Source organism: Rossellomorea aquimaris, from assembly GCF_020172085.1.
Classification (GTDB): Bacteria; Bacillota; Bacilli; order Bacillales; family Bacillaceae_B; genus Rossellomorea; species Rossellomorea aquimaris_E.
The window spans coordinates 1,647,855-1,671,397 of the sequence record NZ_JAIVAT010000003.1 but is presented as its reverse complement, the minus strand read 5'-3'; the positions used below and the strand labels follow the sequence as shown (position 1 = coordinate 1,671,397).

General features: G+C 41.8%; 20 protein-coding genes. All 20 read left to right on the top strand.

Annotation, left to right across the window (positions count from 1 at the left end):
• Positions 1 to 14 precede the first annotated feature (14 nt).
• The 20 genes from dxr to dpaB all read left to right on the top strand — a co-directional run bounded on the left by dxr (position 15) and on the right by dpaB (position 23,398).
• Positions 15 to 1,157, top strand: coding sequence for a 1-deoxy-D-xylulose-5-phosphate reductoisomerase (gene dxr, locus LCL96_RS09310; protein WP_224941105.1), 1,143 nt, complete (start codon positions 15 to 17; stop codon positions 1,155 to 1,157).
• Between the two features lie 121 nt (positions 1,158 to 1,278).
• The gene (gene rseP, locus LCL96_RS09305) at positions 1,279 to 2,535 is read left to right on the top strand and encodes an RIP metalloprotease RseP (protein WP_224941104.1); all 1,257 of its coding nucleotides are present in this window, start codon (positions 1,279 to 1,281) and stop codon (positions 2,533 to 2,535) included.
• Between the two features lie 148 nt (positions 2,536 to 2,683).
• Positions 2,684 to 4,387, top strand: coding sequence for a proline--tRNA ligase (locus LCL96_RS09300; RefSeq protein ID WP_224941103.1), 1,704 nt, complete (start codon positions 2,684 to 2,686; stop codon positions 4,385 to 4,387).
• A 99-nt stretch (positions 4,388 to 4,486) separates the two neighbouring features.
• Complete coding sequence (locus LCL96_RS09295; protein ID WP_224941102.1) at positions 4,487 to 8,806, top strand: PolC-type DNA polymerase III; 4,320 nt, start codon at positions 4,487 to 4,489, stop codon at positions 8,804 to 8,806.
• Positions 8,807 to 8,991: 185 nt separating this feature from the next.
• Entirely contained in the window at positions 8,992 to 9,462 is a 471-nt protein-coding gene (gene rimP / locus LCL96_RS09290; RefSeq protein WP_224941101.1) for a ribosome maturation factor RimP, read from the top strand.
• A gap of 35 nt (positions 9,463 to 9,497) precedes the next feature.
• A complete protein-coding gene (gene nusA / locus LCL96_RS09285; protein WP_079531429.1) occupies positions 9,498 to 10,631 on the top strand; it encodes a transcription termination factor NusA in 1,134 nt (377 codons plus the stop codon).
• A 12-nt stretch (positions 10,632 to 10,643) separates the two neighbouring features.
• Positions 10,644 to 10,913: an RNase P modulator RnpM gene (rnpM, locus tag LCL96_RS09280; RefSeq protein ID WP_224941359.1), complete on the top strand. Its 270-nt coding sequence runs from the start codon at positions 10,644 to 10,646 to the stop codon at positions 10,911 to 10,913.
• A gap of 10 nt (positions 10,914 to 10,923) precedes the next feature.
• Positions 10,924 to 11,241, top strand: coding sequence for a YlxQ family RNA-binding protein (locus LCL96_RS09275; protein WP_224941100.1), 318 nt, complete (start codon positions 10,924 to 10,926; stop codon positions 11,239 to 11,241).
• A 4-nt stretch (positions 11,242 to 11,245) separates the two neighbouring features.
• Positions 11,246 to 13,405, top strand: a complete 2,160-nt coding sequence (gene infB, locus LCL96_RS09270) for a translation initiation factor IF-2 (RefSeq protein WP_224941099.1) — start codon at positions 11,246 to 11,248, stop codon at positions 13,403 to 13,405.
• A complete protein-coding gene (locus LCL96_RS09265) occupies positions 13,402 to 13,680 on the top strand; it encodes a DUF503 domain-containing protein (RefSeq protein ID WP_224941098.1) in 279 nt (92 codons plus the stop codon). Before infB ends, LCL96_RS09265 begins: the two co-directional genes overlap by 4 nt.
• Positions 13,681 to 13,737: 57 nt before the next feature.
• Positions 13,738 to 14,106 (top strand): 30S ribosome-binding factor RbfA, encoded by a 369-nt coding sequence (gene rbfA / locus LCL96_RS09260; RefSeq protein ID WP_224941097.1) that lies wholly within the window; start codon positions 13,738 to 13,740, stop codon positions 14,104 to 14,106.
• A gap of 99 nt (positions 14,107 to 14,205) precedes the next feature.
• Positions 14,206 to 15,114 (top strand): tRNA pseudouridine(55) synthase TruB, encoded by a 909-nt coding sequence (truB, locus tag LCL96_RS09255; protein ID WP_224941096.1) that lies wholly within the window; start codon positions 14,206 to 14,208, stop codon positions 15,112 to 15,114.
• Between the two features lie 18 nt (positions 15,115 to 15,132).
• Positions 15,133 to 16,083, top strand: a complete 951-nt coding sequence (gene ribF / locus LCL96_RS09250) for a bifunctional riboflavin kinase/FAD synthetase (protein ID WP_224941095.1) — start codon at positions 15,133 to 15,135, stop codon at positions 16,081 to 16,083.
• Positions 16,084 to 16,218: 135 nt separating this feature from the next.
• Complete coding sequence (gene rpsO, locus LCL96_RS09245) at positions 16,219 to 16,488, top strand: 30S ribosomal protein S15 (protein WP_034760125.1); 270 nt, start codon at positions 16,219 to 16,221, stop codon at positions 16,486 to 16,488.
• Between the two features lie 341 nt (positions 16,489 to 16,829).
• Positions 16,830 to 18,953 carry a polyribonucleotide nucleotidyltransferase gene (gene pnp / locus LCL96_RS09240; RefSeq protein ID WP_224941094.1) on the top strand — a complete coding sequence of 708 codons (2,124 nt, stop codon included), beginning with the start codon at positions 16,830 to 16,832 and terminating at the stop codon, positions 18,951 to 18,953.
• A gap of 142 nt (positions 18,954 to 19,095) precedes the next feature.
• Complete coding sequence (locus LCL96_RS09235; protein ID WP_224941093.1) at positions 19,096 to 20,100, top strand: polysaccharide deacetylase family protein; 1,005 nt, start codon at positions 19,096 to 19,098, stop codon at positions 20,098 to 20,100.
• Positions 20,101 to 20,128: 28 nt separating this feature from the next.
• Positions 20,129 to 21,370, top strand: a complete 1,242-nt coding sequence (locus tag LCL96_RS09230; protein WP_224941092.1) for a M16 family metallopeptidase — start codon at positions 20,129 to 20,131, stop codon at positions 21,368 to 21,370.
• Between the two features lie 128 nt (positions 21,371 to 21,498).
• Positions 21,499 to 21,732: a YlmC/YmxH family sporulation protein gene (locus LCL96_RS09225; protein WP_098351732.1), complete on the top strand. Its 234-nt coding sequence runs from the start codon at positions 21,499 to 21,501 to the stop codon at positions 21,730 to 21,732.
• Between the two features lie 173 nt (positions 21,733 to 21,905).
• Positions 21,906 to 22,808 carry a dipicolinic acid synthetase subunit A gene (gene dpaA, locus LCL96_RS09220; protein ID WP_224941091.1) on the top strand — a complete coding sequence of 301 codons (903 nt, stop codon included), beginning with the start codon at positions 21,906 to 21,908 and terminating at the stop codon, positions 22,806 to 22,808.
• Complete coding sequence (dpaB, locus tag LCL96_RS09215) at positions 22,805 to 23,398, top strand: dipicolinate synthase subunit B (RefSeq protein ID WP_224941090.1); 594 nt, start codon at positions 22,805 to 22,807, stop codon at positions 23,396 to 23,398. The genes dpaA and dpaB overlap by 4 nt, the downstream gene beginning before the upstream one ends.
• The last annotated feature ends 145 nt before the right edge of the window (positions 23,399 to 23,543 follow it).

Genomic DNA, 23,543 nt, shown 5'->3' with positions numbered 1-23,543 from the left:
GAGGAGTGTACTAGTTGAAGAATATCAGTTTAATGGGTGCTACGGGGTCGATTGGAATACAGACCCTAGATGTCATTCGGGAGCATCCTGAAGAATTCAAACTGACTGCCATTTCTGTTGGCAAAAATATAGAAGAAGCCAGGAAGATTATCATGGAATTCAGCCCCAAACTTGTTTCTGTCCAGCAGAAAGAAGACGCTGAAACATTATGCGGGGAATTCCCTTCATCCGTTACGATCCTACATGGGGAAGAAGGATTGGTGGAAGTGGCATGCCACCAGGATGCCGATGTTCTGGTTAATGCAGTCCTTGGGAGTGTGGGGTTATACCCTACACTTCAAGCCATTGAGGCAGGAAAGACGATTGCAATTGCCAATAAGGAAACCCTGGTAACCGCGGGTCACCTTGTGATGGAAGCGGCAAGGGGCAAAGGGACGACATTGCTGCCGGTGGATAGTGAACATTCTGCCATCTTCCAGGCACTTCAAGGAGAAAAAGAAAAAAATATTGAGAAATTGGTCATTACGGCATCTGGTGGAAGCTTCAGGGATCGGACGAGGGAAGAATTGAAAGGTGTCAGTGTACATGAAGCATTGAATCATCCAAACTGGTCAATGGGAGCGAAAATCACCATCGATTCTGCTTCCATGATGAATAAAGGGTTGGAAGTCATTGAAGCTCATTGGTTATTTGATATCCCTTACGACCAAATCGACGTTGTCCAGCATAGAGAAAGCATCATCCATTCAATGATCCAATTCCATGACTCATCTGTAATGGCTCAATTGGGCACACCTGATATGCGCGTGCCGATTCAGTATGCACTGACGTATCCTGACAGACTTCAAAGACAGGGGAAAAGGCTGGATCTTACTGAAATAGGAAAGCTTCATTTTGAAAAAATGGATCTGAATCGTTTCCGCTGTCTGGCTTTTGCTTATGATGCAGGTCGGATCGGGGGGAGCATGACAACGGTTTTAAATGCTGCAAATGAGGCAAGCGTAGCGATGTTCCTGAATAATAAGATTTCATTCCTGGACATTGAAACCTATATTGAAAAGGCTTTGAATGCTCACCAGGTAATACATAAACCCGACCTTGAAACGATACATGAAATTGATCGGGAGACCCGTCTACTCGTTTCAAGCTGGTTGTAGGTAAGTATCTGCGCATGTTTACTTTGTTTGTAACGTAGAATGATAGTGGACATGTTTCAGTGGGTCTATACTTAACATTTAAATCTGTTACCAACAGGTTATAAAAAAGGTGGTTTTTTATTTGCAAACGGTAATTGCCTTTATTGTTATCTTTGGGGCTTTAGTATTTTTTCATGAATTGGGGCATTTGATTTTTGCTAAACGTGCAGGGATACTCTGCCGTGAATTTGCCATAGGATTTGGTCCAAAGGTTTTTTCTTATAAGAAAGATGAAACAACCTATACCATCCGTTTACTGCCTCTTGGGGGCTTTGTAAGGATGGCAGGTGAAGATCCGGAAATGGTAGAGCTCAAGGCTGGCCATCGTGTGGGGCTTGTACTGGACCAAGATGAAAAGATCGTTAAAATTGTCTTGAATAACAAAGACCGCTTTCCGAATATCCGTGTTTTAGAAGTGGAAGAAGCGGATTTGGAACATAGACTGCACATCCGTGGATATGAGGAAGACGAAGAAGAACTGAAAACCTTCAAAATATCAAGAGATGCTGTTTTCATTGAGGATGGTGTTGAGACGCAAATAGCACCATGGGATCGACAATTCGCATCCAAGACACTTCCACAGCGGGCACTTGCCATCTTTGCGGGCCCACTATTTAATTTCATTCTTGCCTTCTTTATCTTTATCCTTGTAGGCTTACTACAGGGTGTTCCTACAAACGATCCTGTACTTGGGGAGTTAACATCAGATGGTGCTGCGAAAGAGGCAGGGCTTCAGAAGGATGATGTTGTCCTAAGCATTGACGGCAAAGAGATTTCCACTTGGGATGATATCGTAACGATCATTCAGAAACATCCGGGCGATGAACTCCGATTCAATGTTGACCGCGATGGTTCAAATACCGAGATTGCCGTCACGCCAAAACCACAGGAAATCGAAGGGAAAGAGATCGGAATCATCGGTGTTCATAGCCCAGTGGAAAAATCACCACTTAAAGTAGTGACAAACAGTGCTCAGCAAACCTATGAATGGACTAAAATGATTTTTGTCCTTCTTGGTAAATTAGTTTCGGGTGAATTTTCTATCGATGCCTTATCAGGACCTGTTGGTATCTATCAGTCAACAGATGTAGTGGCGAAATCGGGAATATTCTACTTAATGAGATGGGCAGCCATCCTTAGTATCAACCTGGGAATCATGAATCTACTACCGATCCCGGCACTGGATGGAGGGAGACTCCTATTCTTTGCAGTCGAAGCTATAAGGGGGAAACCAGTGGACCGTCAAATGGAAGGAATGGTACACTTTGTCGGCTTTGCCCTTCTCATGGTTCTCATGCTCGTCGTGACATGGAATGATATACAAAGATTTTTCTTATAAAATGAATGGTATGAAATCAAAACAGGCAGTTTCTCCCTTAATAATCAAAAAAATGAGGGTGTCACTGCCTGTTCATTTAAGTTAAAATAGTGTGAAGGAAAGTCCAATATTACATAAATAATTTATATGGTAACTGAGGTGCTAAAAGATGAAGCAACAAAATACATTCATTCCGACACTGAGGGAAACACCTGCTGATGCAGAAATTAAGAGTCATCAGCTTCTCTTGCGTGCAGGATTCATTAGACAAAATGCAAGTGGTATTTACAGCTTCTTGCCACTTGGAAATAAAGTGTTGAAAAAAGTAGAAGAAATCATCCGTGAAGAGCTGGATGCAGCCGGTGCTGTGGAGTTACTCATGCCTGCACTACAACCATCGGAGCTTTGGAAAGAATCAGGTCGTTGGGGAACATATGGACCAGAATTAATGCGAATGAATGATCGTCATGATCGCGAATTCGCTCTTGGTGCCACTCATGAGGAAGTTATAACCAGCCTTGTGAGGGATGAAATAAAATCGTACAAGCGTCTGCCTCTCACCATGTATCAGATTCAAACTAAGTATCGTGATGAAAAACGTCCGCGTTTTGGACTCTTAAGAGGAAGAGAATTCATCATGAAAGATGCTTACTCTTTCCATTCATCATATGAAAGCCTGGACACCACGTATGATACTTTATTCCAGGCATATTCAAATATTTTCAATAGATGCGGCTTGAACTTCAGGGCGGTCATCGCTGATTCTGGTGCAATGGGTGGTAAAGATACACATGAATTCATGGTGTTATCGGATGTCGGTGAAGACACAATCGCCTATTCAGATTCATCTGATTATGCTGCAAATATTGAAATGGCTGAAGTCAACGATACCTACTCCGAATCAACTGAAGAGATGTTGTCAGTGGAAAAAGTATCAACGCCTGAAATCAAAACAATCGATGAAGTATCCACATTCTTATCAGTGGAAAAAAATCAATGCATAAAATCACTTTTATTTAAAATAGATGAAGAGTATGTATTGGTATTATCTCGTGGTGATCACGAAATCAACGATATTAAAGTGAAGAATCTCTTTAATGCTGATGTGGTGGAATTGGCGTCAGCGGAAGAAACGAAAGAAGTCATTGGGTGCGAGATTGGTTCGATCGGACCATGTTCATTAAACTTAAAGATCGTAGCGGACACAGCGGTGAAATACGTTCGCAACGGTGTATCAGGGGCCAATGAGCCTGGATTCCACTTCAAGAATGTAAACCCTGAGCGAGATTTTTCGGTATCAGAATATGCCGATCTCCGTTTTATCCAGGAGGGGGATGCTTCACCTGATGGGAATGGGACAATTGTCTTCGCAAAAGGTATTGAAGTAGGCCATGTCTTTAAACTGGGAACAAAATACTCTGAAGCTTTAGGCAGTTCGTTCCTGGATGAAAACGGCCGTTCTCAATCCACCATCATGGGGTGTTATGGTATCGGGGTTTCCCGTACCCTTGCTGCGGTAGCGGAACAATTCAATGACGATAGAGGACTTGTTTGGCCGACGAATCTATCTCCATATGATCTTCATTTAATACCGATTAACATGAAAGATGAAGCACAAGCATCACTCTCGAACGAATTATATACTGCTCTTAAAGGAAATAGATATGACGTATTAATGGATGATCGAGCTGAACGCCCTGGAGTTAAATTTGCAGACTCTGACCTGATTGGTCTTCCTGTCCGGATAACGGTTGGAAAGAAAGCAGGGGAAGGGATCGTAGAAGTAAAGGTAAGAAAAACAGGCGAAGTGTTGGAGATTCATAAAGATGAACTTCCTTCCAAGCTGAATGAACTGTTCAAGACACTTTCTTAATTGTGGAAGGGCTCGACTTTAAAGGAGGCAATCCTTTTGCTGTCAGCCCTTTTACTCTGTAATCATATCGTTCACGAATAGAAATGGGGGGAAACGGATATGGAAGGAAAGCCCCTGGGCAAAAGAGAAAGGTTTCAATTGCTACTGCAACAGTTAGGCTTAACAGAGGACGCCTTTGTGCAGTATTTTCAACATGCTGAAATTGAAAAATTGGCAGTATATCGAAAGGAAAAGAAATGGCATTTTTACTTCAACTTTGAAGAAATTATCCCTTGTAACGTTTGGAGTAAATTTTCTATTGCATTGCAAACATCCTTTAAACACATTGCAAACGTCGGGTTTACGATCAAAGTACTCAATCCTAATGTGACAGATCAGCATATATTAGATTACTGGCAGGACTGTGTGAAAGAAATACAAGGAATTTCTCCGCCGTTATTAAAGTTATTAAATACACAAAAGCCGAAAATCAATGGAAATAAAATCATTGTTCAGGCTTCAAATGATACTGAAGCCACTCAACTAAAGAGAAAATACGGAGAAATGATCACATCCACATTCGAGAACTTTGGGTTTCCTAAACTGGTGTTGGATGCAGAGGTTAGTCAGGTTGAGGAACAAAGCAATGAATATGAGAAATTCTTAGAAGAGAAACTCAAAGAAGATCAAGAAAGGGCGAAACAAGCTCTTATTGAAATGGAGAAAGCGGAAAAAGAGGATGCAAGTGATGCTCCGAGCGGTCCATTTATGCTTGGTCTTACAATCAAAGACGATGCTGACTTCCGTAAGATTGAAGAAATTTACGATGAAGAGCGTCGTATCGCCATCGAAGGATATGTATTTGATTGTGAGACTAGGGAACTCAGAAGCGGACGTACCCTTCTTACATTTAAAGTGACCGATTATTCTAGTTCGATTCTGGTCAAAATGTTCTCCCGGGATAAAGAGGACGCCGCGGTTATGAATAATATGAAAAAAGGCATGTGGGTCCGATGCCGCGGAAGCATACAAAACGATACATTTGTACGTGATCTTGTGATGATTGCGAATGATGTAAATGAAATCAAACCGGTTCTTAGACTGGATACGGCCCCTGCTGATGAAAAAAGGGTAGAGCTTCATATGCATACCCCGATGAGTCAAATGGATGCCGTTTCTTCAGTGGCAAGCCTTGTGGCACAAGCGAAGAAATGGGGACATAAAGCGGTTGCGATAACAGATCATGCTGTTGCTCAATCTTTCCCGGAAGCTTACAATGCAAGCAGGAAAAATGATATTAAAATGCTTTATGGTGTGGAAGCCAACCTTGTCGATGACGGGGTTCCGATTGCTTATAATGATAGGGACCTTCCTCTGGAAGATAGCACGTTTATCGTGTTTGACGTAGAAACGACTGGTCTTTCCGCCGTTTACGATACCATCATTGAACTGGCAGCGGTAAAAATCAGGGATGGGGAAGTCATTGATAAATTCGAGTCATTTGCCAACCCTCATCATCCTTTGTCCGCAACGACGATCGAGTTGACTGGGATTACAGATGACATGGTTCAAACGGCTCCTGAAATAAACGATGTTCTTCACGATTATTATAAATGGGTAGGTGACGATATTTTAGTCGCCCATAATGCTTCCTTTGATATGGGGTTCTTGAATGCAGGGTATCAAAAAGCAGGTCTTCCTAAGTCAACCAATCCTGTCATCGATACATTGGAGCTTGGAAGGCTTTTATATCCTCAATTTAAGAACCACAGGCTAAATACATTAGCCAAGAAGTTTGATATTGAATTAACCCAGCATCACCGCGCCATTTATGATGCTGAAACAACAGGGTATCTGCTGCTGAAAATGTTGAAGGATGCCGTAGAGAAAGGTATCACCAATCATAATCAGTTCAATGATTACATGGGTAAAGGTGATTCATACAAGCGTTCAAGACCCTATCACTGTACATTGATCGCACAGACGGAAGAGGGATTGAAGAATCTATATAAGCTTGTATCCATTTCCCATATGAATTATTTCTACAGGGTTCCAAGGATTCCGCGGTCTCAATTACAAAAATATCGGAAAGGAATTTTGGTAGGTTCTGGATGTGATAAAGGGGAAGTATTCGAAGGAATGATGCAAAAAGGGAAAGAAGAAGTTGAAGAAACAGCTCAATTCTACGATTACCTGGAGGTTCATCCTAAAGAGGTATACCAGCATTTAATCGAATTAGACCTCGTTCAAAGTCAGAAGAACCTAGAAGATATCATTCAAAATATCGTTGAACTCGGTAAGAAATTAGATAAGCCCGTGGTGGCTACAGGAAACGTTCATTATCTTAATGAAACGGACAAGATATATCGGAAGATTCTTGTGGGTTCTCAAGGAGGAGCCAATCCCTTAAATCGACATGAACTTCCTGATGTCCATTTCAGAACAACGAATGAAATGCAGGATTCATTTTCCTTCTTAGGGAAAGAGACCGCTAAAGAAATCGTTGTGGATAATTCCAATAAGATTGCCGATATGGTAGATGTGATTAAACCGATCCGGGATGATCTTTATACACCTAAAATCGAAGGTGCAGACGAAGAGATGCGCCGGATGAGTTATGCCATGGCCAGGAGTATATATGGCGAAGAACTTCCTGAAATCGTTGAAGCCAGAATCGAAAAAGAATTAAAGAGCATCATCGGGCATGGTTTCGCGGTCATCTACTTAATCTCGCATAAATTAGTAAAGAAATCACTGGATGACGGTTACCTGGTCGGTTCTCGTGGATCTGTAGGTTCTTCATTTGTGGCGACGATGACTGAAATCACGGAAGTGAATCCTTTGCCTCCACATTATGTATGTCCGTCATGCAAAAAGTCAGAGTTCTTTGATGATGGTTCTGTTGGATCGGGCTTCGATTTACCAAATAAGGATTGTCCAGAGTGTGGAGTTCCTTATAAAAAAGATGGTCATGATATCCCGTTCGAAACCTTCCTCGGATTCAAAGGGGACAAGGTTCCTGATATCGATTTGAACTTCTCGGGGGAATATCAGCCGAATGCCCACAACTATACAAAGGTGTTATTTGGAGAGGATAACGTATATAGGGCAGGAACAATTGGTACTGTTGCAGAAAAGACCGCATATGGGTATGTAAAGGGATATGCAAACGATCATCAGCTGCAAATCCGCGGTGCCGAAATCGATCGCTTGGTCAGTGGGTGTACCGGTGTGAAGAGAACAACCGGTCAACATCCTGGAGGAATTATCGTAGTGCCTGATTATATGGACATATATGATTTCTCACCAATACAATTCCCTGCTGACGATTCGAGCTCAGAGTGGAGAACCACACACTTTGATTTCCATTCCATACATGATAATCTGTTAAAGCTTGATATACTTGGACACGATGACCCAACAGTCATTCGCATGCTTCAGGACTTATCAGGGATCGATCCTAAGACCATTCCGACAGACGATCCTGAAGTGATGAAGATATTCAGCGGCACTGAATCTCTTGGAGTGACTGAAGAGCAAATCATGTGTAAGACAGGTACTCTTGGTATACCGGAATTCGGTACAAGGTTCGTCCGCCAGATGCTTGAGGATACAAAGCCGACAACATTCTCTGAACTCGTACAGATTTCCGGATTATCACATGGTACGGATGTATGGCTTGGGAATGCACAAGAACTCATCCATAACAATATTTGTAATCTGAGCGAGGTTATCGGATGCCGTGATGATATTATGGTATATCTGATCTATCAGGGACTGGAGCCTTCCCTTGCCTTTAAAATCATGGAATTCGTACGAAAAGGAAAAGGCCTGCAGGATGAATGGGTGGAAGAAATGAAGAAGAACGGTGTACCAGACTGGTATATCGATTCGTGCCTGAAGATCAAGTACATGTTCCCGAAAGCCCATGCGGCAGCTTATGTATTAATGGCTGTTCGTATTGCATACTTTAAAGTGCATCATGCTCTCCTGTATTATGCAGCTTACTTCACCGTTCGTGCGGAGGATTTTGATATTGAAGCGATGGTGAGAGGTTCACAGGCTGTTAGAGCCAAGATAGAGGAAATCAATAGCAAAGGCCTGGATGCATCTCCTAAAGAAAAGAACACATTAACCGTTCTTGAGTTGGCGTTGGAAATGTGTGAACGGGGCTATAAGTTCCAAAAAGTAGATTTGTATCGTTCACAGGCTGCCGAATTCGAAATCGATGGAGAAACATTGATTCCACCATTTAACTCCATTCCCGGACTTGGGACCAATGCCGCCATCAATATTGTAAATGCAAGGAAAGATGGGGAGTTCTTATCAAAAGAGGACCTTCAGCAAAGAGGACGAGTTTCCAAGACGATCATAGAGTACTTGGATAATCACGGCTGCCTAGAATCACTGCCAGAGAAGAATCAATTATCCCTCTTCTAAGCTGATAACACGGGAATTGTTTGCATAAAAATGTTGATTATGGTATATTTTTATTGGAAATACTAAAGATAGCTCTAAAGGTAGAAGAGTGGGGTCGCACCCCACTCTTTCGTTATTACATGGAGAATTTTGAACTATCATTTCTAGTCTTGGTGCAAGATTTTCATATAGACCAGGAGGTAAGTATGAGCAAAATAACAACACTTGTAGAAGAAATTGTTACACCGATCTTAGATGACATGTCATTGGAACTTATCGACATGGAATATGTGAAAGAAGGATCCAATTGGTTTCTTCGAGTATTCATCGACAAGGATTCAGGTGTTGACATTGAAGAATGCGGAACAGTAAGTGAAAGACTTAGTGAAAAGTTAGATGAAATTGATCCAATTCCTCATAATTACTTTTTAGAAGTTTCTTCACCGGGGGCAGAACGTCCTTTAAAGAAAGACAAGGACTTCGAGAAAGCCATCGGCAAAAACGTTTATGTAAAAACGTATGAGCCTCTGAACGGCGAAAAAGCCTTTGAAGGGACACTTCTTTCCTATACTTCAGACCAATTATCATTAGAAATAACCATTAAGACTCGAAAGAAGAAGGTTGAAATTCCAACAGATAAGATAGCCATCGCACGATTGGCTGTTACATTTTCATAGGAACTAACCGCACTATAAAGGGGGATGAAACCACCATGAGTACTCAGTTATTGGATGCTCTTACTGTTTTAGAGAAAGAGAAAGGCATTGCAAGAGATGTCATCATTGAAGCAATTGAAGCAGCCCTTGTGTCTGCTTACAAACGAAATTTTAACCAAGCACAGAATGTCCGTGTAGATCTTAACCTTGATACAGGTACGATGAGAGTCTTCGCCCGTAAAGAAGTCGTAGATGAAGTATTTGACTCCCGTCTGGAAATTTCAGTTGAAGATGCAGGAGAAATCAACCCAAGTTACGAAGTAGGAGACGTTGTAGAACTTGAAGTCACTCCAAAGGATTTTGGACGAATCGCAGCCCAGACAGCTAAACAGGTTGTGACTCAACGGGTGAGGGAAGCAGAAAGAGGAATCATCTATTCCGAATTTGTGGACCGTGAAGAAGACATCATGACGGGCATCGTTCAACGCCAGGATAACCGTTTCATTTACGTGGCTTTAGGGAAGATCGAGGCACTATTACCGGTAAGTGAACAAATGCCTAACGAAACATATAAGCCTCATGACCGCATTAAAGTGTTCATCACAAAGGTAGAGAAGACGACTAAAGGTCCTCAAATCTTTGTTTCAAGAACTCATCCTGGATTGTTGAAACGACTATTTGAAATCGAGGTTCCAGAAATTTTCGACGGGACAGTTGAAATCAAATCGGTAGCTCGTGAAGCAGGCGATCGTTCTAAGATTTCCGTTCATGCTGAGAATCCTGAAGTGGATCCTGTAGGTGCATGCGTGGGAACGAAAGGAGCCCGTGTTCAGGCAATTGTAAATGAACTGAAAGGCGAGAAGATCGATATCGTCCAATGGTCAGAAGATCCGGTGACATTCGTAGCAAACGCCTTAAGTCCATCTAAAGTCCTTGATGTACAGGTGAATGAGGAAGACAAAGCAACTAGAGTCGTGGTACCGGACTACCAGCTGTCGCTTGCCATTGGTAAACGTGGTCAAAATGCCCGTCTTGCAGCTAAATTGACTAACTGGAAGATTGATATCAAGAGTGAAACAGATGCACGTGAATTAGGATTGTATCCTCGCGAAGAGGCATTTTTACCTCAGGATGAAGAGGATGAGTATGACAACGAGCCTTTAAATATTGATTTTGAAAATCAAGATTAAGAGGTGAGTATGATGGCTATGAATAAAAAAATCCCTTTGCGCAAGTGTGTAGCAACGGGTGAAATGAAACCAAAGAAAGAAATGATCCGTATTGTAAGGTCTAAAGAAGGGGAAGTCTCCATTGATCCAACAGGTAAGAAATCAGGACGTGGAGCTTATCTTTCAAAGGATAAAGAAGTCATTTTACAAGCTAAAAAGAAAAATACTTTAGCCAATCAATTACAAGCGAAAATAGATGAATCTCTTTACGATGAATTGATTAGCCTTGTGGAGAAGGAGTAACGTTTAGCGTATGAATCAGAATCGTTGGATGTCACTTTTAGGATTGGCGAATCGGGCACGTAAGATTATTTCAGGTGAAGAGCTTGTGATAAAAGAAGTTCGTAATGGACGAGCAAAACTTGTCATCCTTTCCAAAGATGCTTCTGCTAATACCAACAAGAAAATCACGGACAAGTGTAAATCCTACAATGTCCAGGTATGCTTAGTGGAAAACAGGCATGAGTTAGGTCAATCTATTGGAAAAGAGGCCAGGGTAGTCGTAGCCGTCATGGATGCAGGCTTTGCCGGGAAATTATCCGAACTGCTCGATGAATCTCAGTGGGGGTGAACATATGAGCAAGATGCGTGTATACGAATATGCAAAAAAATATAATGTTTCAAGCAAAGATGTGATCGAAAAATTAAAGCAGCTGAATATTGAGGTATCAAACCATATGGCAACTATAGAAGACGACGCAGTAACAAAATTGGACGCGATGTATAAAGGCAATTCTACCGGGAATAAAGCCCAAAAGGATGCCAAGTCAAATGCATCCAAGTCAGAAGAAGCTCCTAATAAGGAAAAAGTGAAAACAGCACCGAAAAGCCGAGAAGGAAAGAAACACGAACAACAGCACCAATCAAAGGAGAAGAAGGTCTTCAATAATAATAAAAACAAAAACAACAGACAAAATAAACAAAATAAAAATACAAAACAGGCTCCTCAACAACAACAACAGCCTGCCAAGAAGAAAGAGCTTCCTGCAAAAATAACGTTCTCAGAGTCATTAACGGTTTCAGAACTTGCCAAAAAACTTCATAAAGAACCTTCTGAAATCATTAAGAAGTTGTTCATGCTTGGTGTCATGGCTACGATCAATCAGGAACTGGACAAAGATTCAATCGAATTGATTGCAGGGGAATACGGAGTCGAAGTAGAAGAAGAAATTAAAGTGGATGCTACTGACCTTGAAGTATATTTCACAGAGGATACAGAAGATCAAGTGGAAGAACGTCCTTCTGTTGTAACGATTATGGGTCACGTCGACCATGGTAAAACAACTCTTCTTGACTCGATCCGCAATACGAAAGTGACGGCAGGAGAAGCGGGCGGTATCACTCAGCATATCGGTGCTTATCAAGTTGAAGTGGATGGTAAGAAAATCACTTTCCTTGATACTCCGGGACATGCTGCCTTCACAACAATGCGCGCACGCGGTGCAAAGGTGACGGACATTGCGATCATCGTTGTAGCGGCTGACGACGGTGTCATGCCACAAACGGTTGAAGCGATCAACCACGCAAAAGCGGCTGAAGTACCGATCATCATCGCTGTCAATAAAATGGATAAGGAAGCTGCCAATCCAGATCGTGTGATGCAGGAGCTGACAGAATACGAATTGGTTCCTGAAGCATGGGGTGGAGACACAATCTTCGTTCCATTATCTGCATTATCTGGTGACGGTATCGACAATCTCCTTGAAATGATCGTTCTTGTAAGTGAAGTGGAAGAGCTTAAAGCAAATCCAAACCGTCTTGCACAGGGAACTGTCATTGAAGCTCAATTGGATAAAGGCCGTGGATCTGTTGCTACTTTACTCGTTCAAAACGGAACGCTTAAAGTCGGTGATCCAATCGTAGTAGGAAATACATTCGGTCGTGTCCGTGCGATGGTCAATGACCTTGGCCGTCGAGTGAAAGAAGCTGGACCATCTGCTCCTGTTGAAATTACAGGATTGAATGATGTTCCTCAAGCAGGGGATCGTTTTGTCGTATTCGAAGACGAGAAGACAGCACGATCAGTAGGTGAAGCCCGTGCATCCCAGGCACTCCAAGCTCAGCGTGGCGAGAAATCAAAGGTAAGTCTTGAGAACCTGTTTGAACAAATGAAACAGGGAGAAATGAAGGACCTGAACCTTGTGCTCAAAGCAGATGTTCAAGGATCGGTTGAAGCCCTTGCAGCGTCATTAATGAAGATCGAAGTCGAAGGTGTAAATATTCGAATCATTCATACGGGTGTTGGAGCGATCAACGAATCTGATATTACACTGGCGTCGGCATCAAATGCCATTGTCATCGGTTTCAACGTACGACCTGATGTGAATGCAAAGCGCACTGCCGAAGCTGAAGGTGTAGAAATTCGCTTGCACCGCATCATCTATAAAGTAATGGAAGAAATTGAAGCGGCTATGCAAGGGATGCTTGATCCTGAATTCGAAGAGAAAATCATCGGTCAGGCAGAAGTCCGTCAAACATTTAAAGTGTCTAAAGTCGGTACAATTGCGGGAAGCTATGTAACAGAGGGTAAAATCTCTCGTGATAGCGGAGTTCGTCTGATTCGTGACGGAATCGTCATCTTTGAAGGTGAACTCGATGCCCTTAAACGTTTTAAAGATGATGCTAAAGATGTTGCTAAAGGGTATGAATGTGGTATTACGATCAAGAACTTTAATGATGTGAAAGAAGGCGACGTCATCGAAGCCTTCATCATGGAGGAAATTACACGTAAATGATCTCATATGTTGAATGTGAGTGTATGATTTATGATTCTCACTCGTTAAAAGAAAAACGGGCGGTCCTGCAGAGGATCATGTCACGCCTTAAACAGAAATTCAATGTATCAGTTGCGGAAATCGATCACCAGGATGTATGGCAGCGAACAAAGATTGCCATTGTTGCCGTAGCCTCCTCCAAAGGAGCGAGTGAACGAGAAATCGAACATGCATTGAAATTCATAGATTCTTTTCCTGAGTGGGAACGACTGGAAACCCAATTCGAGTCATTGTAATGAACGACTTATGTTTCAACGTAAAATCATTATTAGTATATATATGAGGTGATATTGATGAGCCATCGTGCGAATCGTGTTGGCGAGCAAATGAAGAAAGAGCTCAGCGATATTATCGGACGAAAAATAAAGGATCCACGCATTGGCTTTGTAACGGTTACAGATGTACAGGTATCCGGAGATTTACAACAGGCAAAAGTGTATATTACCGTTCTGGGTGGAGAGGACCAAAGGGAGAACACTCTCAAAGGTCTCGCGAAGGCAAAAGGATTCATCCGTTCTGAAGTCGGACAAAGAATCCGTCTTCGTAAAACACCTGAAATTATTTTTGAGTTTGATGAATCGATTGATTATGGTAATCATATTGAGTCTTTATTAAGAAAAGTTCAAGATGAACCAGAAGAGTCTAAAGATACAGAAGAGTAACATGAAAGGGCTGATCCGGACGGAAGTACACTTCCATTGGGTCAGCCCTTTGTGTTTTCGCCGATTGAATATTCTACATAATGTATTGGAGGAATGAAGATGAATGGTATCCTGCCCCTATGGAAGCCACGGGGAATGACGTCCCATGATTGTGTTTTTAAGCTTAGGAAGCTTCTAAGAACGAAGAAAGTCGGTCACACAGGCACCCTGGATCCGGAAGTCTCAGGAGTACTGCCTATTTGTATTGGAAGAGCAACCAAAATAGCAGAGTATATAACAGCATCCGGGAAGACTTATGAAGGGGACGTTACGCTCGGTTATTCCACTACAACAGAAGATGCTTGGGGAGAGAAAGTGGAAGAAAAGGAAATCGACCGAGTGATAACAAGAACAGAGGTTGAAGAAATTCTTCAAAGTATGACGGGTGAAATTACACAGACTCCACCCATGTTTTCAGCGGTCAAAGTGAACGGGAAGCGTTTATATGAATACGCAAGACAGGGGGTGGAGGTGGAAAGACCTTCAAGGGTCGTCACTATCCATAAACTTCAATTACTGGACGATTGGATTGAACTGGATCCAGAAGACCCTTCCTTCTCCTTTGAAGTTGTTTGTGGTAAAGGGACGTATGTCAGAACTCTTGCTGTTGAAATCGGAAATAAGTTGGGTTATCCAGCACATATGTCCGCTCTTACCAGAACACAATCAGCCGGCTTTAGAAAAGAACATTGTTTCACTTTCGAAGAAATTCAAGAGTCCGTTTTTAACGATCAACAACAAAGCCTTCTTCTCCCCTTGGAATTGGGGCTTTCTCATTTGCCGAAAATGACAATTAGTGATACATTAGCAGAGAAAGTGAAGAACGGAGCACGCTTAGAAGAGCCTGAGGATTGGCCTGACGGACCTGAGATAGTGATGGAATATCAAGATAAAGCCATTGCCATCTATCAGCCGCATCCGGACAAACCTGGGATTATCAAGCCTGTCAAAGTACTCTTCAACGACTAGTGAAAAAGGTGAAATACTGTGAAAGTAATAACTGTACATCATCCACATTCAATTAGTAAGAATGATTTTCCACCCCTTGTACTCGCCCTTGGGTATTTTGATGGAGTGCATAAGGGCCACCAAAGGGTGATCAGGGCAGCTGTAGAAAAAGCGAATGATATGGACATATGCAGCGCAGTGATGACATTTGACCCCCATCCTTCCGTTGTGTTGGGCCACAAGCATAAACACATAAACTATATAACGCCTTTAGAAGATAAAAAAGAAATCATCGAAGATCTGGGTGTGGATTATTTATTCATTGTCCGCTTCACCTCAGATTTTGCGAGTTTAATCCCACAGGACTTCGTTGACGAATATATTATCGGACTTAACGTAAGGCATGTAGTGGCGGGATATGATTATTCATATGGAAGATTAGGGAAGGGGACGATGGAAACCCTGCCATTCCATTCCCGTGATATGTTTACATCCACAATCATTTCTAAGCTGACGGATGATGATCTGGATTTGAAAGTGAGTTCCACCCTTATAAGAGAAAGCCTTAAAGAAGGGGATGTATATAGGGTTCATAAGCTTCTTGGAAGACCATATAAAATGAAGGGAACGGTCATCCATGGAGATAAAAGAGGGAGGAAAATAGGATTCCCCACAGCCAATATTGAACTATCCGACAATTATTTGACGCCAAAGGTAGGAGTCTATGCGGTTAGAATGAAAATTCATGATAAATGGTTCAACGGTGTTTGCAATATCGGGTATAAACCGACATTCAAGAATCCCGATGACTATTCCCTCTCCATTGAAGTACATCTTTTCGATTTTCATACTTCCATATATGGAGAAGAAGTGTTCATAGAATGGTATGATAGGATCAGGGACGAACAGAAGTTTTCTGGAATTGAGGAATTAATCTCTCAAATCCAGAAAGACAAGGACCAGGCAATAGACTACTTTATGAAAATTTGAGGATTATACTTGATTTTTATATGAAAGAGTAGTATTCTAAATAGCGTATGAAATGAACCTTTGCTTGGCATCACGATTCACCAACGGTTGCTCAGTAACAGGGGATTTGAAAGAAATTATTAGGAGGTGAAAAGGATGGCTATCACTAAAGAGCGTAAAAACGAACTTATCAGTGAATACAAAGTACATGAGAACGATACTGGATCTCCAGAAGTTCAAATTGCTGTCCTAACTGAAGAAATTAACAATCTGAACGATCACTTACGCGTTCACAAGAAAGATCACCACTCTCGTCGCGGTCTTCTTAAAATGGTAGGTCACCGTCGTAATCTTTTATCTTACCTACGTAAGAAAGATGTACAACGCTACCGTGAGTTAATTAACAAATTAGGTTTACGTCGATAAACAGACAAAGGAAGCGGGATTATGTCCCGCTTTTTCTTTAGCTTTCATAAGTGGAAATCTTTGTATGATCCTCCACTTCTTTTTATACATTTTCTTGATTTCAAGTATTCAACTTGATTGTTTTTGTCTAAAATACATAATATGTACATAGATTACTCGATTGACTACTGTACGGTTCAATCATCCACTATGATGCAGCATCCTGTATTTACATAGTCAGCAGATTTCATTCAAAGGAATATAACAGCGCAAATGTGCATGATATAGATTATTTTTAGTATTTATCCGGGTTGGGTATAGGCCGAACCCTTTAGTGATATATAAAGAGAGGGGTACACTTTATGGAACAAACTAAACAAACCTTTTCCATTGATTGGGCCGGAAGAGAATTAACGGTTGAAGTTGGCCAATTCGCCAAACAAGCAAATGGAGCGGTAATGGTACGCTATGGTGATACTGCGGTATTAAGTAGTGCTACAGCTTCAAAAGAGCCAAAACCTTTGGATTTCTTTCCATTAACAGTTAATTATGAAGAAAGACTATATGCAGTGGGTAAAATCCCTGGAGGATTTATTAAACGCGAGGGACGACCAAGTGAAAAAGCCATTCTTGCCAGTCGTTTAATTGACCGTCCCATCCGTCCTTTGTTCGCAGATGGATTCCGAAATGAAGTTCAAGTAATCAGCATTGTGATGAGTGTAGACCAAAACTGTTCATCTGAGATGGCAGCTATGTTTGGCTCTTCCCTGGCACTTTCAGTGTCTGATATTCCATTTGAAGGACCGATTGCCGGAGTTATCGTTGGTCTTGTCGATGGGGAGTTCGTCATTAATCCCTCAGTCGAGCAATTGGAGAAGAGTGAAATTCATTTATCTGTCGCTGGTACGAAAGATGCCATCAACATGGTAGAAGCCGGTGCAGATGAGGTCCCAGAAGAAACAATGCTTGAAGCGATCATGTTCGGTCATGAAGAAATCAAGCGTTTAGTGGCTTTCCAGGAGGAAATCGTCGCTAAAGTTGGTAAAGAGAAATTGAACATTCAACTTGTTGAACTGGATCAAGATGTTGAAACAGAAGTTCGTTCACTGTGTGAAAGCGAACTGATTCCTGCAATCCAAGTTCAAGAAAAGCATGCACGTGAAGAAGCCATCAAGGCTGTTAAAGATAAAGTAAAGGCTGTTTATGAAGAAGAAAAAGAAGCGGATGAAGACACTCTGAAGCAAGTAAAGAAAGTATTGGACAAACTTGTGAAGAATGAAGTGCGCCGCTTGATTACAGAAGACAAAGTCCGTCCTGATGGTCGTAAAGTAGACGAAATCCGTCCACTTTCATCTGAAGTCGGTTTATTGCCAAGAACACATGGTTCAGGATTATTTACACGTGGACAAACTCAGGCGCTAAGTATTTGTACATTAGGTGCTCTAGGGGATGTTCAGGTACTGGACGGATTAGGAATTGAAGAATCAAAACGATTCATGCACCATTATAATTTCCCTCAATTCAGTGTTGGGGAGACAGGGCCGATCAGAGGGCCGGGCCGTCGTGAAATCGGACACGGGGCACTGGGAGAAAAAGCGCTGGATCCTATTATTCCAAATGAAAAAGACTTCCCTTATACAATCCGCCTTGTTTCGGAAGTACTCGAGTCAAACGGTTCGACCTCTCAGGCGAGTATTTGTGCAAGTACATTGGCGATGATGGATGCGGGGGTTCCAATTAAGGCACCAGTAGCCGGTATCGCAATGGGTCTTATTAAATCCGGTGAAAATTATTCTATTTTAACGGATATTCAAGGGATGGAAGATCATCTGGGTGACATGGACTTTAAAGTAGCCGGGACATCTAAAGGGGTAACCGCTCTTCAAATGGACATCAAGATTGAAGGACTTTCCCGTGAAATCCTTGAAGAAGCCCTTCAACAAGCGAAAAAAGGAAGAATGCAAATTCTTGAGAGCATGTTAGCCACGATCGGTGAATCAAGAACAAGTCTGTCACAATATGCTCCTAAGATCTTAACGATGCATATCAATCCTGATAAGATTCGTGATGTTATTGGACCAAGTGGGAAACAAATCAATAAGATCATTGATGAAACGGGTGTTAAGATCGATATCGAGCAGGATGGAACAATATTCATTTCTTCTACTGATGAAGAAATGAATAAAGTAGCTAAGAAGACCATCGAAGATATTGTTAGAGAAGTGGAAGCTGGACAAATGTATCTTGGAAAAGTGAAACGAATTGAGAAATTCGGTGCATTTGTAGAAATCTTCAGCGGAAAAGACGGCCTTGTCCACATTTCAGAGCTTGCAGAAGAACGTATCCGTAAAGTGGAAGATGTGGTTGCGATCGGCGATGAAATCCTTGTAAAGGTACTGGATATTGATAATCAAGGAAGAGTGAACTTATCTAGAAAAGCCGTTCTGAAAGAACAGCGTGAAAAGGAAGAACAAAACGAAGGGTAATCGTTTAGAATGGCAGGCTGTCCTGTAAGGAGCAAATTCTCCTCCGGGACAGCTTTTTTTATCTGTTCCATTGCTTTTTTGCCGGATGTTCTAGGCTGTTCCTCTCCTACATATGTTTTTAGGAGAAGGAAGGTGGACAGGGATGGAAAAAAAATACTTGATTGGAATTAGTCTAATTGCTATTCTGACTTTAGTAGTTGTAGAGAATCCTTTATCAGATCAGTATGTGACGGGGTTAAAACAAGATGCAATCGTAGTAAGTGGGGGAAATGGGGAAACGGATCTGACCCGTAGAGTAAAAGAGGAAGCAAAATTAAGAGAAATTCCAGCTCAGGATGCTGTGATCGATACGGTTTGGAAAGCTACACCAGGATATAATGGTTTAAAAGTGGACGTTGAGGCATCTCTGCAAAATATGAAGAAAGAAAAATCGTTTGAAGAAGATAAACTGGTTTACAAACAAGTCCCTCCAGAGAAGCATTTACCTGATTTACCCGCTTCACCAGTCTATCGGGGGAATCCTGATAAGCCAATGGTTTCCTTTATCATCAATGTGGCGTGGGGGAATGAATATATTCCCGATATGCTTGCAACTTTGAAAAAACACCAGGTATATGCTACGTTCTTTCTAGAGGGGAGATGGGTAAAGAATAACCCGGACTTAGCAAAGATGATCGTGGATGCAGGACATGAAGTGGGGAATCATTCTTATTCTCATCCAGATATGAAGACACTTCAAACCGCCAAGGTAAGAGAAGAATTAAAAAAGACGAATGAAATGATCGAAGTGACCACGGGGGAAAAAGTGAAATGGTTTGCTCCACCGAGCGGAAGCTACCGGGATGAAGTAATCAATATTGCCGATGAGATGCAGATGAGGACTATCATGTGGAGCGTAGATACGATTGATTGGCAGAAACCAGAGCCCAGCGTATTGATCGATCGTGTGATGCGAAAGATGCATAATGGGGCGATTGTGCTCATGCATCCTACAGCTTCAACAGCCAATTCCTTAAATGCGCTGATCCTTCAAATTAAAGAAAAAAATCTAAGGCTCGGAACGATCTCAAGTCTGGTGAAAGAAGAGAGAATCGTAGATGATGCCGATAATTCGTCTCAACAAGGAAATAGTAAGAAGAAGCAGTAACATTGCATCATGAATAGGAGGAACTTTCTTGATTAAGAAATATACATGCCAAAACGGACTGCGAATCGTGCTGGAAGAAATTCCACACGTTCGCTCCGTAGCAATCGGGGTTTGGATAGGTACCGGTTCACGTAATGAAACGGAACATAATAATGGAATTTCCCATTTCCTGGAGCATATGTTTTTCAAAGGTACAAAGACAAAGACTGCTCGTGAAATAGCAGAGTCGTTCGATAGCATAGGCGGACAGGTAAATGCATTTACATCAAAGGAATACACATGCTACTATGCAAAAGTCTTGGACAACCATGCAGATTACGCATTACATACACTTTCAGATATGTTTTTTAATTCTACGTATGTTGAAGAAGAATTGACAAAAGAAAAAAATGTGGTGTATGAAGAAATAAAAATGTATGAAGATACTCCGGACGATATTGTTCACGACTTACTAAGCAAGGCCATTTATGAAGAGCATCCACTTGGGTATCCGATCCTTGGTACAGAAGACACTTTAAACACATTCAATCAGGCCAAATTAAAAGAATATATGCATGACATGTATACACCTGATCAGGTAGTCGTGTCTGTTGCAGGAAATGTGGATGAATCCTTCATTAAAGAAGTCGAAAAGCTATTCGGTTCCTATGAAGGTGGTAAAGGGCCAGAGGATCGTGTGAAACCCGTCTTTCACCATAATAAGCTTGCCCGTAAGAAAGATACAGAACAAGCCCACTTATGTTTAGGTTTCGATGGTCTGAAAATCGGTCATCCAGATATATACAATCTGATTGTGTTAAACAATGTATTGGGTGGCAGTATGTCATCCCGCCTGTTCCAGGAAGTTCGCGAGCAGAGAGGGCTTGCGTATTCCGTATTTTCTTATCATTCCGCATACGAAGACAGTGGAATGGTGACTCTTTATGGAGGTACGGGGGCCAATCAATTAGATCAATTATTTGAAACGATTCACAATACACTTGAGACCCTCAAAGCAGAAGGAATTACATCTAAAGAATTGCTTAACAGTAAAGAGCAATTAAAAGGGAACCTCATGCTGAGCCTGGAGAGCACCAACAGCCGTATGAGCAGGAATGGTAAGAATGAATTACTCTTAAAGCGGCACAGAACCCTGGATGAAATCGTCGAGGAAATCGATGGTGTGACAATGGATAAAGTCAACCGGCTTGCCTTGGACATCTTTACTGATGACTATGCATCCTCCCTTATCAGCCCTGATGGAATCCTTCCTGAAAATATGCGTAAATGATCGGAAAACAGACTCTTTAGAGTCTGTTTTTTTTTTGAACATCTCACGGTGATGATAAAGTTTTGCTTCTAAAATGATGGACAATGTATACATTGTACTAAAGAGAACGTTTTGGAGGGATACCAACCATGAGGTTAAGCGAATTAAGCGGGAAAGAGATCGTTGACTATAAAAAAGCGGAACGGCTGGGCATTCTTGGGCAAACGGACCTTGAGTTCAATGATAAGTCAGGGAGCATCAATGCTCTGATTATACCGACAGGCAAATGGCTGAGAAAGCAAGGGGGAGAAATCCGGGTGCCATGGCATCAAATCAGGACGATTGGGGCAGACATGATCATTTTGGAAGTATCGGAAGACTAATTGGATTTTGGATTAAAGTAAAAAAACGGGGCTGCCCCGTTTTTTTTTTTGCCATCTTTATCGAACTTACATACACCTCATTTCTTCTCACCTATTGGGTAAGTGCAACATACACTGTTGAAGTGAAAAGGGATTTAGAATAGCGATTATGTAAAAAGTAGGTGAAATCAGTGATGCTGACCGGAATGCAGATCGCAGTTCTAGGCGGAGATGCACGTCAACTTGAGATTATTCGGAAACTTACAGAATTGGATGCCAAAATATCACTCGTAGGTTTTGAACAACTAGATCATGCCTTTACAGGTGCCACAAAGGAAAAAATTGATGAAGTGGATTTCTCGGTAATAGATGCCATTATCTTACCTGTACCAGGCACGAATCTACAAGGAGAAATAGATACGATTTTTTCTAATGAGAAAATCACGTTAACGGAGGAAATAGTATCTGATACGCCAGAGCACTGTACGATCTATTCAGGAATTAGTAATGTGTACTTGGATCAAATTATGTCATCAACGAACCGGAAACTTGTTCAGTTGTTTGAAAGGGACGACGTTGCCATCTATAATTCCATTCCTACAGTTGAAGGAACGATTATGATGGCTATTCAACATACTGACTTTACTATACATGGATCTGAGATTGTCATATTGGGTCTAGGGAGAGTGGGTATGAGTGTAGCCAGAACGTTTCATCATTTAGGCGGAAGGGTGAAGGTTGGGGTGCGCAAAAGTGAGCATCTTGCCCGGGTGACCGAAATGGGTTTAATTCCCTTCCATTTAGATGCGTTAGAAAAAGAAGTAGAGAATTGTGACATTTGTATCAACACAATTCCAGTGCATATAGTGAAGGCAGCGGTCATAGCCAAAATGCCTGCCCATACGTTAATTATCGATCTGGCTTCAAAACCTGGCGGTACAGATTTCCGTTATGCAGAGAAGCGAGGGATCAAAGCATTGTTAGCACCAGGGCTGCCAGGGATTGTAGCACCTAAAACGGCAGGACAGATCCTGGCGAATGTCCTTTGTCAATTATTAGAGGAAGATTTTGATTCAAGAAAGGAGAGTTCATCATGAGTGTGAAAGGAAAAAGAATCGGGTTTGGTCTGACTGGATCTCATTGTACGTATGATGCCGTTTTCCCTGAAATCGAACGATTAGTCAATAACGGAGCGGAAGTCATGCCGATTGTAACCTCAACCGTTATGAATACTGAGACAAGATTCGGTAAAGGCGAAGATTGGATTAAGCGTATAGAAGACGTTACAGGACATAAAGTAATCGATTCAATCGTCAAGGCAGAACCGCTTGGTCCAAAGATACCACTGGACTGCATGGTGATTGCGCCTCTTACAGGAAATTCAATGAGTAAGTTTGCCAATGCCATGACCGATTCTCCTGTGTTGATGGCAGCCAAAGCGACAATTCGAAATCATCGTCCTGTGGTGCTCGGTATTTCTACAAATGATGCTCTTGGATTGAATGGTGTGAATCTGATGCGGTTGATTTCGACTAAAGATATATATTTTATTCCATTTGGGCAGGATGCACCTGAGGCTAAACCGAAATCGATGGTGGCAAGAATGACTCTGATTCAGGAAACGATAGAAGCAGCGATGGAAGGGAGGCAGCTGCAACCCGTCGTCATCGAAAGATATTTGGATTAATACATCAAGAAGGTCATCACCTTATCCCATTCAGATGACCTTCTTTTCATGCACGTAGAAGAGATTCGTGAAATGAGGGTACTTGGAAATAAAAAAATTCCTATTGTCGAATAATTGTTTATGTTAAAATATTCTTTATTATAGT

Coding starts and splice junctions, on each gene's coding strand:
- LCL96_RS09300 (WP_224941103.1), top strand. CDS start 2,684: ATGAAGCAACAAAATACATTCATTCCGACACTGAGGGAAACACCTGCT.
- LCL96_RS09295 (WP_224941102.1), top strand. CDS start 4,487: ATGGAAGGAAAGCCCCTGGGCAAAAGAGAAAGGTTTCAATTGCTACTG.
- rimP (WP_224941101.1), top strand. CDS start 8,992: ATGAGCAAAATAACAACACTTGTAGAAGAAATTGTTACACCGATCTTA.
- nusA (WP_079531429.1), top strand. CDS start 9,498: ATGAGTACTCAGTTATTGGATGCTCTTACTGTTTTAGAGAAAGAGAAA.
- rnpM (WP_224941359.1), top strand. CDS start 10,644: ATGGCTATGAATAAAAAAATCCCTTTGCGCAAGTGTGTAGCAACGGGT.
- LCL96_RS09275 (WP_224941100.1), top strand. CDS start 10,924: ATGAATCAGAATCGTTGGATGTCACTTTTAGGATTGGCGAATCGGGCA.
- infB (WP_224941099.1), top strand. CDS start 11,246: ATGAGCAAGATGCGTGTATACGAATATGCAAAAAAATATAATGTTTCA.
- LCL96_RS09265 (WP_224941098.1), top strand. CDS start 13,402: ATGATCTCATATGTTGAATGTGAGTGTATGATTTATGATTCTCACTCG.
- rbfA (WP_224941097.1), top strand. CDS start 13,738: ATGAGCCATCGTGCGAATCGTGTTGGCGAGCAAATGAAGAAAGAGCTC.
- truB (WP_224941096.1), top strand. CDS start 14,206: ATGAATGGTATCCTGCCCCTATGGAAGCCACGGGGAATGACGTCCCAT.
- rpsO (WP_034760125.1), top strand. CDS start 16,219: ATGGCTATCACTAAAGAGCGTAAAAACGAACTTATCAGTGAATACAAA.
- pnp (WP_224941094.1), top strand. CDS start 16,830: ATGGAACAAACTAAACAAACCTTTTCCATTGATTGGGCCGGAAGAGAA.
- LCL96_RS09235 (WP_224941093.1), top strand. CDS start 19,096: ATGGAAAAAAAATACTTGATTGGAATTAGTCTAATTGCTATTCTGACT.
- LCL96_RS09225 (WP_098351732.1), top strand. CDS start 21,499: ATGAGGTTAAGCGAATTAAGCGGGAAAGAGATCGTTGACTATAAAAAA.
- dpaA (WP_224941091.1), top strand. CDS start 21,906: ATGCTGACCGGAATGCAGATCGCAGTTCTAGGCGGAGATGCACGTCAA.
- dpaB (WP_224941090.1), top strand. CDS start 22,805: ATGAGTGTGAAAGGAAAAAGAATCGGGTTTGGTCTGACTGGATCTCAT.